Source organism: Vibrio sp. QJM3NY_39 (genome assembly GCF_057785895.1).
Genome location: NZ_CM173505.1, coordinates 1,629,689 through 1,644,831 on the forward strand (window position 1 = coordinate 1,629,689; position 15,143 = coordinate 1,644,831).

A 15,143-nucleotide genomic window follows, 5' to 3' on the forward strand; every position below is an offset into this window, starting at 1 on the left:
CGGGGTGGCTCTATCTCTAAATTTAATTACGCAACAAAGCCTGGGTTGATACATGATTGTTACACTAAACCTTGGTGCTTCTTTAAAATAATTCTTTTATAGAATTAGGGAAACATTATGCTATATAAGTTTACCAAAATTATTTTTTTTGGAAGTGCTCTATCAATATTGGGCTGTTATAATGAGGAACCCACCTCCACACCCTCTCCAATAAATGATCTTAAAGTACAGGAAGGCTATTCGTTTGTTAAGCCGGACATTGTTAGTGTTGTTAACATTAAAGAGTATATTCAAGGGGAAACGACAGCTAATATTTCTAATATTGCACTTGCCAATAGCTTATCAAATGCATCTTGTTCTGAAGCCACCGTTTTGAGAGGGACTGAGTTTTCGGTAGAGATAAATGGGATTTGTAGTTATTCATACACGATAAGCAATGATAATTCGGCAGAAGCTAGTTCTGTGATTCATGTTGTAGGTAATAGTTCATCTACCCCAATCTTACCTCCTATCGTTGAGTCCGGCTTCTCGGCAGGGGATGTTATTGAGACTGACTTGAAAGAAAAGCTCAACCTAGGGACACAATTTGAACTCAATCCAGATTTTCAACTGGAAGGATATGACCTTAATGAAGTAGATGTAAATATTGATGTTACTGAAGGGTTGGTGAGCTTCAGGTCAAATGTAAATGGTTCGTTTCGGTTGATATATTCTTATGAGGATACAGACTCTGGCGATACTTACGTTGGAGTAATCTATTACGTTGTATCAAGCTCATTAGCTGAACCCCCAACACCTATCCCTTTCTCTGTCTATCCTACAGCTGTTGAAGTAGGACAAACGGAAGAAATAGACCTTGAACAGTTTGTTAAAAACACGTCATCTACTGAATGGCAAGTTGTCGATGTATTTAGTTTTCAAGCTAATGTTAATCCTAAAGACCCAGAAGATGTTAACAATAAAGTGGTCGTTTTTGACTCTTTAATAGCCGGAAGTCACGATGTAAGTTACGTTATATCTGACCATAATAATTCATTTGCTTTAGGCAGCATAAGAGTTGATGTTACTTATGGCAATCAACAGGCTGTTTGGAACGATATCAACTTAAATGGCACCACTTTTTCATCGCCGAAGACGAAAGATGAGCTTGGCTCTATTGGCTTTATTTCATCCGGACAAAATATTGAATATAGCTATGACCCTAGCTTAATAGTTTCTTCTTTTAACTTTGATGAGGCTAGCTCATATTGTGATACACAGGGACTATTACCTCAAGCTAACCAATTGGAATCCTTATATAACAGCGGTGTCGGTGACTTAAATCTCTGGCCAAAGGAAATAGACTATTGGGTTATGGACGATGATATTCCTCGTGTATATTCATTGGAGACTGGAGTTCTAAGCGACCCAAATCAGTCTCTGACTTACTATACGACTTGCGTAATCGATGAGCATAGGGATTTTATTATTAATCCTGATAAAGACAGAGCAATTGCAGATGGCGTCGATAAAGTTAATGTTTTTATTTCCACCAAAGTACCTAATACTCAAGTGAGCGTTGAAGTATCTGGCTCTGCAAGTATAGTAGGATCGTCTAATAAGCGCACTAATGCTAACGGTGATGTTACAGTCTCAATTACAAATCAAAAGGCTGAAATAGTCAAAGTAATCGCTGATGTTGATGGTCATTTAAAAGGTGTTAATGTTGAGTATATCGCAGACATCGAAACAGCAATAATTTCCGATGTTATAGAAATCAGAGATGGAGCATACCCAGATGCTTCCGATAAGAATATTTTCAAGCTGGTTTTTACTGATATTAACAATAACTCATTGTCTAACGGCGATATATCGGAAAATGATATAGTCGTCACCGGTGTCCAAAGTTATGATATAACAGATGATGGTGATGATTTCTTATTAAACTTTTCTTATGATCAACTTAGAACAGGTGACGTGACAGTTGGTTATACGGGTGTCAGTGGAAATAAAAGTGAAATTGTGAAGGATTACTATTTTACTGAGGTGGGTTTATGTGGTAATGAATTTAATAACACTACAAAATCAACCTACGATGATTGTTATAAAACAATTGTATATAAAGGTGTTTTGTTTGTGGGTCCACTTAACGGCGACTTGGCAAAACGGTTACAAAAAGATAATTGGGGCATTATGCCTCAAGACTATACACGTGGCACTATGGGTAACTCTCGGTATTATTGCCAGAATACTGTTGCCCCGATTATGAACTTAAATGCTAAATTGGTCGGCCGGATAAATATGGTAGATATGATGAATAATCATGATGTCATTAACGATTATCAATGGTTTAATCCCACAACTAATCGTTATTATTGGATGGAAGCAGAAGGTGGTACAGACCATAATACTATAAACGCTGTAGATTTAAATACTTGGAATGCTTGGAGTCAAAATTGGTATCACCCTGTTTGTGCTGCTGATTATTTTCTTGAACCATTTGACATAGGTTATGATCATGTCATACCTGTTTCTGACGACCAAATAGATGAGGAGATGACCGGTTTAGAAATTCTAGATATTTGTCAAGATGTTTATGGCTCGGAGTATCATCCTGCATCCCTAAATCAGCATCAAATGATATTCGACACAATAAAAGACGACATTCGTTTTTTAAGACTATCTCGGACAAATTTTATAACAAATGATAGAGAACAAAGTGGTGATATTAGTCGCTTTTTAGCTGTCTATGATAAAAACACAGGGATGAGTTCAGAGTACCATGATGCAACGGTGAAAGTTGGAGATAATAAATGGAGTGTTATGTGTATTAACTCAAAGTGGTGAGTTTACAAAGAGATAATTAAAAGAGAAAACTTATGATTTTGCAACTAAACTCAGTGTTTTATTCTGAGTGGTTGAGTTTTATATCAATTCTGATGTCTTGTTATTATTCGAGATATGATATAATTACTAATAAATTTTTTCTTTAATAATTATGTCTCCAACAGACTTGAAGAAACTGTAAAGAAAACTCGCCTTCTTGGAAGGCGGGTTTAGTTTTTAGTGGGTTATCAATTGATATCCTTTCAACTAAATTTGATGTTTAAGGGGGCTTTGACCCTTACTCTAAAACCTGAATCTCAGGCTAAATGGGCGTTGTTGATCAAATCAGCTCGAAGATCAACGATGCCATATATGACTAACCGCTAGCTTCTAATAGGCATACCTAGTCCTATGACTTTGTTTATAGCTTTGACATTCGCCATGATTTCGCCCACTTGAGCGTTGTAACATCTCAAGGGCTTTGTTGCGTAATTAAATTTATAGATAGAGCTACCCCATTTCGTGTGTTTCTTAGTCAATACGACAAGTTTCAGGCATACCTAACCCAGTAAGCTTGTTCAACGCTTTTATCATCGCGTAAGTCTCACCCACCTGCGCATTGTAATGTCTTAAGCTCAATCGTCCTCCTAGTAACTGTTTAACTCGATACATCGCTGTTTCTGAGAGTGAACGTCTGTGGTACCCATACCGCTCTTTCCAATACTTATTTGAGCCGTATAACTTCTGGCAACCCACGGCGAGGTTTCGAGGATGACCACGCTCCCAGAAGGCTGCCCCTTCTCTTGGGGGAATAAGCGCAATGGCTCCCTTAATCTTAATAGCAGCATGACACAATCTCGTGTCGTAAGCTCCATCACCAGACACCTCAAGGATACTTCGGCGTGTTTGTTTCAGTAAGTTCGGGAAGGCTTCTCCATCTGTAACCGTCGATAAACTTAGCTCGGCTGCGATAATTTCATGAGTGCTTGTATCAACGGCAATATGCAGCTTTCGCCAAACTCTACGCTTGCCATCTGTCCCGTGTTTTTTGACTTTCCATTCACCTTCGCCATAAACCTTTAGGCCAGTTGCATCAATGGCCAGGTGCTGCATTGCTCCTCTCGCTTTAGTCTTAAATGAAACCTCAACTTGCTTGGCTCTACGGCTGATACAAGTGTAATGCGGACAACTTAACGGTACATGGGCTAACCTAAATATCGAGTCGATAAATCCTTGCAGCGCTCTCAGGGGCATAGAAAACACGCGTTTCACCATCAGTGCTGTTGTGATGGCTAAATCACTGAACCGACGTGGCCTCCCGCGCTTATTCTGTTTGTTTTGCGTCCACCTGCTTATCACCTCTTCATCAATCCAAAAGGTCAGAGAGCCACAGTTAATGAGTGATTGGTTGTATTGCTTCCAGTTGGTTGTTTTATAACGAGGTTTAGGCATAGAGCTACGAGAAGGAGTGAACGTAGCTGATCAGATCGTAGGTTCTTGATTTAGTTCCATTGAATTACGCAATAAAGCCCATCTCAAGCTCAATTTACCGTTGGTTAGTCCTTTATATCGAGACATTGCGGTCTCCGATATTGAGCGATAGTGGTAACCAGATTCAGATTTCCACTCCGCTATTGTTCCATTTTTCAGAACCTCTACATTTCGTTTCTGGGATGCCCATCTTTCCAAAGCGCCGCATTCTTTCTAGGAGGTATCAGCGGAGTACAACCCTTATTTTTCAGAGTCTCATAGCAGCTTTTAGTGTCATGTGCTCCATCGGCATATACCGTCAGGATCTTTCTACGCAAGGGGTTGAGTAATGTTGGTAGCACTTCGCTATCGCCAACACTTACAAGACTAACTTCTGCCCTAATAGCCTCATGAGTTTCTAAATCAACAGCTAAGTGCTGTTTGCGCCAAGTTCTACGTTTTTCGGCGCCGTACTTTTTCACTTTCCATTCACCCTCGCCAAAACTTTGAGACCAGTCGAGTCAATGGCTATATGACGAATAGCTCCTTTGGAGTTATTGCGATATTTGACCTGAACTGTCTTCGAACGTTTGCTGATACAGGTGTAGTCAGCGGAGCATCCAATAGCTCAAAGATAGAATCAATAAAGCCTTGAAGAGCACGTAATGGCAGAGAGAAGATCCCCTTAATCATCAAGGCAGTTTCAATCGCGGTATCAGAATACTGGAAACCTTTACCACGCTTACCATGATGGGTTGCACATCGCCATGCATCTATGGCTGAATCATCTATCCAAAACGTCACCGATCCACGCTTGCACAGAGCCTTATTGTATTCCGCCCAGTTAGTTATCTTCTTTTTCGCTTTATCCATGTCACCACAGTTCTGAGTACCATAAAGGATCAGATCACAGGACTTGGTAAAGGTTCAACTGATTTAAGCAACAACGCCGGTGTGATATCCATTTTTTGCAATGATTTCGATGCCAATCACGAAATTAAATAAATGTGTTGATACACGCCTGTTACAAAGATTGGTTTATCTTGCTGCATAATCAACGTTCTCAAAGTGAGAAATGAAATTTAAATGTTAATTACAGGAAATCAAAACATGAAATTGTTCGTAAATACCGTAGTACTTACATCATTAATGGGTCTTTCTGCTGGCGTAATGGCGGCAGATGCTACAAGTGCATTTAAGTGGGTAGGTACAGTTCCTAGTCAATCTACAGAAAATGCTATTCGTATTGTTAGTGCGGGAAAGCCTTTTGACGCAGGTACTGCCATCTTCAAAGAAGACGGAAATGGTTTTACTCTACAAGATTCAACAACCATGGAGTACTATGTAGAGTTTGAATCTGCTGCAGGTGCAGCCGATTGGCAACGTGCGCAGAATTATGAAGTAACAGTTAAAAATATGAGCATGCAATACGGTGGTGGCTTAGATACGCCAATTGACCCAAATAACCCAGCATTTGTTCTTGTTGACCGTGATGGCAACAAGCTTGACCTTGGGGCTACTAACTCAGTGAGTAATGGCGACATCAACCAAACCCTTAAGTTAGAATCGCCAAATACTCTAACTATGCTTCAAGCTGGTGATGAAGTCCGCGTTGAGTCAACTATTCTTATAGAAAACGCTTCTATCTAATGCAATCCATTTTCGCTGATTGGTGTTAGTCAGCCAGTCAGCGAAATAATTAAATTTTTAAAAAAAATTACGGAGGGCAAGGCATTGGTCTTTAAAAAAGACATTGGTTTGTGTTTTTTTTTATTCAGTGGGTTGGTGTTTAGCTCTCCTTATCCACTAACTATTCCAATAGAAACCAATTTAGTTATTCCTACAGAGTCACCAAATATTTCGATTAGTTTCGAACGAGAAGTTTTCCAAACTAATTACAGGGTGGCAGAACAGATGTTTGACCCCTTAATAGCAGGTATATCAGTTACAAGTGATGTTGCTAATAGCGGTTCACGATATGAATTTGAACTTTTTCCATCAAAGCATGTTTGTGGTGAAGATGATTTTGATGTCGCTATCACAATTGATGATTTAGAGATTGATGCTGGAGGGAAACTCCCACCCGTTTCATTCGTAAATTTTACTGCTGGCAAAGCTTGGAGTTATCACTCAATGGAAGTTACTTTCCCTAAAATAATTCAGAAGGCAATGGCAATCAGCTGTGTAGGCAACGTGGTTCTTGGGGTTAGTATTAGTATATGATTTTTAAGATAACTATTTTAAGCCTTTATTTGATCAGTGCGTTCGCAGTAGCTAATGATTATCCCGATAATTTCTCGGACTTCTTTATAGAAGATGAACAGCAAATTTTATTTGAGATTGCAGGTGACCATCAAGGTAGCGAGTTTAATGCTACTGTTAGTTATGATCAACTTCGTGTTACATCTGAAGAGGAATTAGACCATATAGCGATTTTTCTTCGTGATAAAGGTTTATCTAACAAAGCTATTCAAAAGATTTCTGCAGAGTTAAAACAAGGTGTTGGAACGGATTCTCGATGTGATGGAAATATTCAGCGCTGTTTGATCATATCAGAGGGTGATGAGGTAAACTACGTATTCGACTTTGATAGCGGACTATTGCGCTTATTTGTTGGTCCAAATTTGTTAGGCTCGCAATTAAACGACGGCCATCACAACGTAACTACTACTGCAAGTGCTTTCGTGAACTGGTCAAGTTTTACTGGTTTTAGCGATCTTGACGAACAGTCGTATCTCACGTGGAGTAACGATACGACAATTGGATTGCCCGTTGGGTTCCTACTCTTCGATACTCAATACTCCTCGAATAGCGATGATTTCAGCACGTACGGTGCAACCTATAATTTAGATCTCCAAGGTCATCAACTTACTGTTGGACGTAACAGATATACACCATCACTTAATAGTTCAGACTTTCTTAATGTAGGAATTCAAGCATCTGGTGATATGTTAGTTTTTGGTTCTAGCCAAAATCTCTCTATATCCAAGGTTGAAAATAACACTAAGATTGAATTCTATGCACCAAGTTCGGCGTTATTAGAAGTATATCGAGACGAGCGATTAATTTTAAGTAGGAGCGTCTCACAAGGTCGTCAAAGTATTAACTACAACGAACTCCCCGAGGGTTCTTATGATATCGATTTTACCCTTAGAGTAGGGGATAATGTTATTTTGAGAGATAGTCGGCAAATTGTCAATTCACGTCGATTTGTTCTTCCAATAGGTAACATCGATTATCAATTATCCGCAGGTCAATTTGAAGAGCGATTCGATACGGAAAATTATACAAAATTCGATAAAGATTTTGTAAGGGGTCTTATGTCCTATCGAGCCACAGAAGATTTGATGATTGGCGGAGGCATTACTGCAAGCAACAACGAACAATTTATTCAAGCTGCTGTTGGGTACCAACCAGTAGATGCATTTAAACTTGATGCTAATCTCGGTTGGTTTACCAATGATGACTATTATCTAAATAACAGGGTTTCATTGTGGAATCTGTATTTTGACTATCGAAAGTTTGTTACAGATGAGTCTGAATTTTCTCTTTCCAATCAACTTTTTAGTACCAGAAGTTATCGAGATATTTCTGTAGGTATTTCAGGCGATATATTCAGATTGCCCGGTTATCTTAGATATTCTATTAATGAGTCGGATAGAGGTTTGGTACAATACGATCCTAACAGTCAAAGTTGGGAAGGCACTAAAATCTTAACTGCTGGTTTTTCGAAATCGTTGGGCAAGGACTCATTCAGCTTTGATATTTCGTACTATGACTATGACTATTACGAACGAGAAAGTGAAGGAAGAATTAACTTTTCATGGAGTCGACCATTAGGGAAGGATACTGGGCTCAGTACACAAATAATGGCGAGCGCAGATAGCGATGGCGTTGGAAGGTATTCTCACTATATTAGACACAATAGCAACGGTGAAGATGTTCGTGTAAATAGCTCAGTTGGTGCTATTTACGAACAAGCTAATGGTCCAAGCAGTGAGTTATCAACAACTGTGAGTGGTAATACTGACTATTTAGACGGCAGTGGTACGTTATATCTAAGTGATATGGGGAAAAAGAACTTATCATTGAATTTAAATAGCGGACAAACACTTTCTAGTAGCGGGTTGGCCGCAACAAGTCAGAGGTCTCGTTCATACGTTAAGATTAATACTGATAAAGACGATTCGGATAAAGACGGAAGTTATACGTCTAACGTCAGTAAAGAGGGGAAGTACCAACGTAGAGTTGATGTTAAAACCGAGACACGCCTGATACCGGTCGATGAATATAGTGTCGTTGGTTTGAATAGCGAATCATACAATTCTTCGACTTTAGTTTCTGGTGGTCGTTATAATGGCTTCGTTCAACCGGGAATGGTTCTTGATGTAGATGCAAAAGTTATCTCCATGGAGACTCAGTTGTTAATTTTAGACGATGTTAATGGCACTCCTATTAGTCATCTTCAATGCATAGGTCCCGGATGTGGTGTTGTAGAGCAGGTTTCTATGGATGGTGTCTATAGAGTAAGTTCAAAAAAAGGACTAGATTTTAGATTGGTATCGAAAAAAGGAATTTGTGAACTCGAGGACGAAAGAAATAGCTCATACCGTAAAGGTTACTGTCTGCCTGGTATTGAACGATTGGCTAGTTTCGAATTAGGTGAGCTTGAAAGTTACACCGTTGACGATGGTACTATGAAAAAATTTGTCGGAGTCTTTCAAAAAGGTGAAGCTAGAGCTTCGATTGTATCTAAGTTGAAAGAAATCGATATAGAGTTTGTTGAGGTAGAGCTTAACGAACAGTCATATATTTATATCGATAGCGACTCTCATTTGAATCTAACAGAGAGCCAGTATAAGTCGTTAAAGCAACTCGAAATATATGTAATGAACTTAGAAGATATGGATAACTTCGTGTATCTAAATAGGTAAAGACGAGATGATAAAACATTTTCCAAAATTGAGTTTAGCGTTTACTTTGGTTTTTGTGCCTGCCGTACAAGCGATACAAATCGACAGTTTGTTAAAAGTGGCAGATACGAGCAACTCTGCAACATTTGTAGTAAAAAATACTGAGGGTAAGCGCCTTTTTTTAAATACATCTATAGAAGAAGTCAGCGTAATAAATGGCAAGCTTTCCACTATAGAATACAATCGCACTAACATCGATGAATGGGGATTAGAGGTTCAACCTGCACGCACCATCATTGATGCTGGATTTGAAAAAAGTTTGAGGGTTTCTCGAACGTGTGGCAAAGATTGTAATGACAATTCCGACAAAGTCTTCAAAGTTGCTTTCGTACCGACACCTTACGTAGCTGAGGCAAATGAAGCCGAGCAAATAGTTCAGATGGCCATAGGGTTCTCAGCTGTTTTTATTTCACCTGGTCAGGATAGCCCAATTGACGTGCGTGCAAAGTTCACTGGTCGTAACATAGAATTAGAGAACTTAGGCGGGAGTTTTGTTACCGCGAGGTTGAATAACTGTGTTGGAAGCGAACGAGGAGATTGCTCTAAGATAGTGACTTTATTGTCAGGAAGGAAAATGTCAGTCCCCCTGCCTGAGGTGATGGACAAGGATTTCATAAATTTAGACGTTAACACAAACACTGGTCGTTATCGTGAGAGCTTTGAAGTTAAAAAGGCAGGTAAGTAATGGCAAATAAAAGAACGTTCGGTGTAATCACATTACTTGTAGTAATATTATCATTTAACGCTCATGCGTCGTTATCGATCAACGCAAATATTACTGCAACTGATATTAAATGGCTGTCAGTTGTTAAGCCATTCAACAATGATTCTATGACTACCGCAATGTACTCAAGTCTTAATGATGTACCTCCGACTGAAATTTTTATTCCGGGAGGGTTGATGGAAGATAATGGAGGGGCAGTCACACTTACATCTGGTGGAGAAAGTGTGATAATCCCGCTTAGTTTTAAAGGTGTTAATTATGCAGGTCCTGGCACTTCTTATAATCTGCAAATTGATAATGCAGGTGGCACACTTTGTCAGAATCAGGACCATAACCTTTTCCAATTTGAAGGTTCAGTTGGTTGCCTTTCTGGGCTGCAGTATCTATTCACTAGCTATACAAATCCTTTTGCACTGATTCGTCCGATATTTGAAGTTAACGAGCAAGCTTTGATCAAAGCATTCGATGGTAAGCCAACTGGTACATATACTGGTACTGTCTCACTAAAATCCTTTAATGAATATTATCCCCAAAACTCTGGAGTTAGGGCGAGGTACATTAGGCCGATGATTGTGAATTTAAATTTCCACTATCAGGCCGCTTACATTACGGACGTAAGTTTTTTCGGTGAGTCGATAATCTTTCCATTTTATGATGTTCCAAGCAAAACTACATCAGGTAGATCGGAAGTTGAATTAAATGTTACAGGTTTGTTTAGCAATGGCGTTACCATGTCGCTACAAGCGCGCGCGAGTGATTATGCACTGATAGGACCTGGAAATCGAGAGATTCCCTATTGGGTTTCCTGTCTGGGTTGTGATAAAGATCAACTCGTTGACGATAGTGGTAAGGTACTCAACCGAGAAACTCAATTAAATAATGGAGACGCAAATAATCTAAGTGCGAAACTACAGTTTGGTTTTGAGCAAATTGATTATGAAAACTTGGTGACAGGTACGTATAGGGATAACTTAATCTTAATGTTCGAGCCTACTTTATGAGATTATATAAACTAAATAATATCTTTAGAATGCGAGTCTGTTCATGGTTTCTGATTGGAATTGGTAGTATATTTACATCATTTTCTGCTCTGGGGACAAGCATTTATTTTGGTAGTGGTTATGTGACGAGTATAGATGATAGTTCTATTTTATATAAGATAGGCATCGAAAATAATATGGTTCAATATTTTGATCTCGGTTTAAATTATACCACCTATGATTCAGACTATGAAAATAGTTTGTCTCTATATATTAAGCCTAATTATGAAATCGAAGATGTTACATTATTTTCGAAAATTGGACTGAATGATCGAGTTGAGTCTCTTGAACTCGGTTTAGGAATTGAATTTTCAATTTCTGAGGAGTTTGCTATAGATATTAGTTATGACTATACTCGAAATAAGGAAAGAGATTTGTATTCTGGTGGAATTAATCTTCACTATAATTTTGGTTCGAAGGGGCATTCACAGAAATATATTAGTGAACCGGTGGAAGTTATAAAATCAGTTGAAGAGTTAGCGAAGCCAACCACATTAATGATAGTTGGTGAAGATAAAAAATGCAATCAAGTTCTATACGCACGAGATCAGGGAATTATAGCAAAGACATTTAGTTATCGGGTTATTAGTGGAGACTGGCTGATTAGAATAGCAGATAGACATTGTATAACATTGCAGCTGCTGATGGAGTTAAATGAGTGGATAAAGCCTATTGTGGCGAACAACGGTCATTATATATATCCAGGGCAATCTCTAATAATTCCGACGCATATTTCGTTATAAGACCGAACGTTAGAATAAATGGGAATTCGAAGTATAAGCTCTTTATAGTGAGGTTAGTTTGTTGAGGTAAATTCCTTAGCCTCAAAAATTTTATCTTATTTCATGAAATAATTACTAATCTCCCTTTGTAGGTGTTTTTTACATTCTGTAATATGGAGAGGGTGACTTGGTCGTTACGTTACAAATAAATAGCAAATATTAACTATAATGGGAATATATCAGGTAATATGCTTGAAATAATTTACTAATATATTATAATTTTCTAATATATTATAATTTTCTAATATATTATAATTTTCCTTACACAGTGAAAGGAGCAGCAAGTGTCTGAACTTACTGTAATGCTAGTAATGTTTGGTGGTGATGCCCAAGAGCTCTCATCTTTACTAATTGATCTAAGATATCATTTAATCGAACATTGCCAACGTAGTGATCTTGAGGAAAACGAATGGTTGCACAAACTCAAAGGAGCTTTGGATGTAATGGGATTATCTGAACTGAGTTCAGAGGTCAATATCTTAGCTCAAGTCGAAGATTCTTTCGACTTTAACAAAGGTAGGATTAGAAATCATATATTATGTGTTCTAGATTTGTATATAGGTAAGGTCAATGAAGTTGCTTCTTGTAGAAGATGATATTTTTGTAGCAAGAATACTAATAAAAAAAATTGAACAGGCAGGTCACTCGGTCAGACACACATCGGACCTAGGAGGGTTGTTTTTAAATTTGTCTAGATTCCAGTTTGATACATTGATACTTGATCTTCATTTACCATCTGGTTCATCTTTCGAGGTGCTAGATAAAATAAAAAAATTGACAAAAGCTAAGTTGGTTATTTTTACTTCGTCTTCTGAGCAGAAATATGAAATTCAAGGGTTTGGGTTAGGAGTTGATGACTACGTTTTAAAAAGTCGCGGAGTCGACATACTACTTGCACGAGTAGATGCCCTTATCGGTGATAAGGATAAACCGAATAAAGAAAAAAGAGAACATAGCGACAAGCTCGTTATAGAACAGAACACACTGGTCTTTGAAAGTAAGCAACTTAAATTGTCTACTATGGATACGAAGATATTTACGGTTTTATATTGTAACTTGAGTAAAACTACTCACAGAGATGATATTGCATTATATTGTCACGGGGTTTTATACGATGGTTACTCTCGTAGTCTAGATTTAGCTGTGAGTCGATTAAGGAAGAAGCTTGCTGCATTTAAGTCGTTCGAAATCGTCACGATCAGAGGTATAGGATATAGGATGAACTTGGAGTTATCTTAGTGAAAATAAGGCTATCTATTAGGAGAAACTTCTTGTTAATATCGCTCTTGTTGATGTTGATTATTATATTTTTTATAACAACATTGATTTTTGCATTCATATTTTCTTCGCGATATAATGAGTTGTATCAGGTAAAAGAGAATCTTGTAGGTCGTCTCTCTCATATCGAAAATTTTATCGAGGATCTCAATTTATTACGCTCGCAAAGTTTTTACGTTGACGTTTTAGAGCCGTCAAGCTCTTGGGAACAAGTTTTTTCGGAACTTGATAATGAACTTGAGATGCTAATCGATGATGTTAAGGATTACTCTAACGATTTACATCAGTTTGGCGACGAAGTGCGAGAACTCAATCTGGCTAGGAAGTATCTCACAAAGAACCAAGGTTTTATGCTCCAACTATATCGATTTTACGTTGATAATCGCGAACTGCATTTTGACTCTAGCAAACGTTTTTATTTAGTAAAAATGGATGCACGTCTCCCTGAGGAATATAGCAAGGGCATAGTTTCATATTTAGACCGTAAGAATATTACTTTTCGTAAGATTTCGGGTGTTAGTGAACGCATATCATCTTTTATCGCTTACGAATTACGTCAGATGAAACGGTTGTTTTTGTCTATTATTTTCGTTTCTATACTTTTTATTAATATACTGTTATTTTTCATATTCAGAAGCTTATGGTTTTATTACTTCAAAGTTATTATTCCTACGTCAAATCTTGCAACGTCGTTAATAATGAATCCATTGAAAGAGTGTGATATTCCTAAAAATAAGCCAGCAAAAGAAATAAAGGGATTGCTGTTAAGTATAAATCTGATGCAAGGAAATATTAGCATGTTGATTTATAATTTGCTTTGGTACCAAAAGGAGCAAAGTAAGCTTTCTGTGGAATTGAAAGCGGCTATTTTTGAAAAGACTAATATCTACTCTACATTAAGTCATGATATAAAAACACCGCTCAATGCAATTAAACTCGGTTTAGATTCTTTATCTATCGAATCTATTAATGTAGCAGACCGGAATACTGTGCAAGATATGAAAACATCGGTGGAGTATCTTTTTTATTTCTTGAACTCTATAAATGATCTAGATGAGCAGGGCATAAATAATATAAAGACACCATCTCAATTAAAAGTCAGTGTTTTCACGAGAACTATGGTCGATATCATGCGCCCATTAATGAGAAGTAACAAGATCAAGTTAGAAGTAATAGTTAAAGATTCTGTGCCTAATGAGTTGATTTTACCAAAAGAAGCTCTGTATCAATGCTCTCTTAATTTGATAGGGAACGCTATCAGACATTCGGGAGCTTCAATCATTCGTGTCAAGATATCCGTTTCGGATCTAATGTTTAAAATTACGTTTGTTGATTATGGGAAAGGCTTTGTCAAAGAGAACACTACAGAAAATAGTAGTATGAATTCTGAATCCAGACAAGGTATAGGGTTGTATCTGACACAAATGCTATGTAGTCGTGTAGGCGGAAAGCTTGTTATTTATAGTTCTTTGAATAGAGGAACTTCGGCCACTATACACCTTCCTTTTTGTAGGGTGCCAGAGATAAAGGCATTGGTGCAGAGCGACGCAAATCCTGTAGTAAATGAGTCCAATGAGTCACAAGTCATATACAACGTTTTGTTAGCAGAAGACTTTGAGATTAGTTCCAAGGTAATGAAGAAGCTTGGTAAAATGAACTTTATCGATATAGAGGTGGCAAACAATGGACTAGAAGCAGTAAAAATGGCTAGCAAAACACGTTATGATCTTATTTTAATGGATTTGCAGATGCCCGTGATGTCGGGGATCAAAGCCTGTCAAATCATCCGTAAGAATTCAGAGAACAGCGACGTAAGTATATTCGGTTTGACCGCTGAAGTTGATAAGAAATTACATCAATTGTGCATTGAAGCTGGTATGGACAAGGTGATTCAAAAACCTATTGACTTCCAACGATTACGTAATTATTTGTCGAATTCGATAACTCCGGTTGAGTCGGGAAAATGAAAAGATTAACACCAGTTCAATATCTGATAGATTTGACGACTAAAGTTGACTAAGATTCTCAATCAGTATTTGATTTAGGCTTGAAAGATGTTCGTGACAGACGT

13 protein-coding genes are annotated in these 15,143 nt (G+C 37.9%); 10 read left to right on the forward strand and 3 right to left on the reverse strand.

Annotation, left to right across the window (positions count from 1 at the left end; genetic code table 11):
- Nucleotides 1-117 precede the first annotated feature (117 nt).
- Entirely contained in the window at nt 118-2,826 is a 2,709-nt protein-coding gene (locus tag AC3CHU_RS07390; protein WP_488525366.1) for an Ig-like domain-containing protein, read from the forward strand.
- A 510-nt stretch (nt 2,827-3,336) separates the two neighbouring features.
- On the opposite strand, the gene AC3CHU_RS07395 is transcribed toward AC3CHU_RS07390, so the two are convergent.
- The 3 genes from AC3CHU_RS07395 to AC3CHU_RS07405 form a co-directional block, all read right to left on the reverse strand.
- The gene (locus AC3CHU_RS07395) at nt 3,337-4,257 is read right to left on the reverse strand and encodes an IS5 family transposase (RefSeq protein ID WP_488525367.1); all 921 of its coding nucleotides are present in this window, start codon (nt 4,255-4,257) and stop codon (nt 3,337-3,339) included.
- A gap of 203 nt (nt 4,258-4,460) precedes the next feature.
- Nucleotides 4,461-4,757, reverse strand: a complete 297-nt coding sequence (locus tag AC3CHU_RS07400) for a transposase (protein WP_488525368.1) — start codon at nt 4,755-4,757, stop codon at nt 4,461-4,463.
- Between the two features lie 46 nt (nt 4,758-4,803).
- Entirely contained in the window at nt 4,804-5,148 is a 345-nt protein-coding gene (locus AC3CHU_RS07405; RefSeq protein WP_488525369.1) for a transposase, read from the reverse strand.
- A 237-nt stretch (nt 5,149-5,385) separates the two neighbouring features.
- Here AC3CHU_RS07405 and AC3CHU_RS07410 point away from each other — a divergent pair, with 237 nt between their 5' ends.
- The 9 genes from AC3CHU_RS07410 (at nt 5,386) to AC3CHU_RS07450 (ending at nt 15,039) form a co-directional block, all read left to right on the forward strand.
- Entirely contained in the window at nt 5,386-5,925 is a 540-nt protein-coding gene (locus AC3CHU_RS07410; RefSeq protein WP_488525370.1) for a hypothetical protein, read from the forward strand.
- A gap of 84 nt (nt 5,926-6,009) precedes the next feature.
- Nucleotides 6,010-6,498, forward strand: a complete 489-nt coding sequence (locus AC3CHU_RS07415) for a hypothetical protein (RefSeq protein ID WP_488525371.1) — start codon at nt 6,010-6,012, stop codon at nt 6,496-6,498.
- The gene (locus AC3CHU_RS07420; protein ID WP_488525372.1) at nt 6,495-9,209 is read left to right on the forward strand and encodes a TcfC E-set like domain-containing protein; all 2,715 of its coding nucleotides are present in this window, start codon (nt 6,495-6,497) and stop codon (nt 9,207-9,209) included. Before AC3CHU_RS07415 ends, AC3CHU_RS07420 begins: the two co-directional genes overlap by 4 nt.
- A 7-nt stretch (nt 9,210-9,216) precedes the next feature.
- On the forward strand, nt 9,217-9,933 hold the full coding sequence (locus AC3CHU_RS07425; RefSeq protein WP_488525373.1) for a hypothetical protein: 717 nt from the start codon (nt 9,217-9,219) through the stop codon (nt 9,931-9,933).
- Entirely contained in the window at nt 9,933-10,973 is a 1,041-nt protein-coding gene (locus AC3CHU_RS07430; protein ID WP_488525374.1) for a hypothetical protein, read from the forward strand. The genes AC3CHU_RS07425 and AC3CHU_RS07430 overlap by 1 nt, the downstream gene beginning before the upstream one ends.
- Complete coding sequence (locus tag AC3CHU_RS07435) at nt 10,970-11,755, forward strand: LysM peptidoglycan-binding domain-containing protein (protein WP_488525375.1); 786 nt, start codon at nt 10,970-10,972, stop codon at nt 11,753-11,755. Before AC3CHU_RS07430 ends, AC3CHU_RS07435 begins: the two co-directional genes overlap by 4 nt.
- 323 nt (nt 11,756-12,078) lie before the next feature.
- Nucleotides 12,079-12,390 carry a hypothetical protein gene (locus AC3CHU_RS07440; protein ID WP_488525376.1) on the forward strand — a complete coding sequence of 104 codons (312 nt, stop codon included), beginning with the start codon at nt 12,079-12,081 and terminating at the stop codon, nt 12,388-12,390.
- Nucleotides 12,365-13,033 carry a response regulator transcription factor gene (locus tag AC3CHU_RS07445; protein ID WP_488525377.1) on the forward strand — a complete coding sequence of 223 codons (669 nt, stop codon included), beginning with the start codon at nt 12,365-12,367 and terminating at the stop codon, nt 13,031-13,033. The genes AC3CHU_RS07440 and AC3CHU_RS07445 overlap by 26 nt, the downstream gene beginning before the upstream one ends.
- Nucleotides 13,034-13,065: 32 nt before the next feature.
- The gene (locus AC3CHU_RS07450) at nt 13,066-15,039 is read left to right on the forward strand and encodes a response regulator (RefSeq protein WP_488525378.1); all 1,974 of its coding nucleotides are present in this window, start codon (nt 13,066-13,068) and stop codon (nt 15,037-15,039) included.
- Nucleotides 15,040-15,143: the final 104 nt, after the last annotated feature.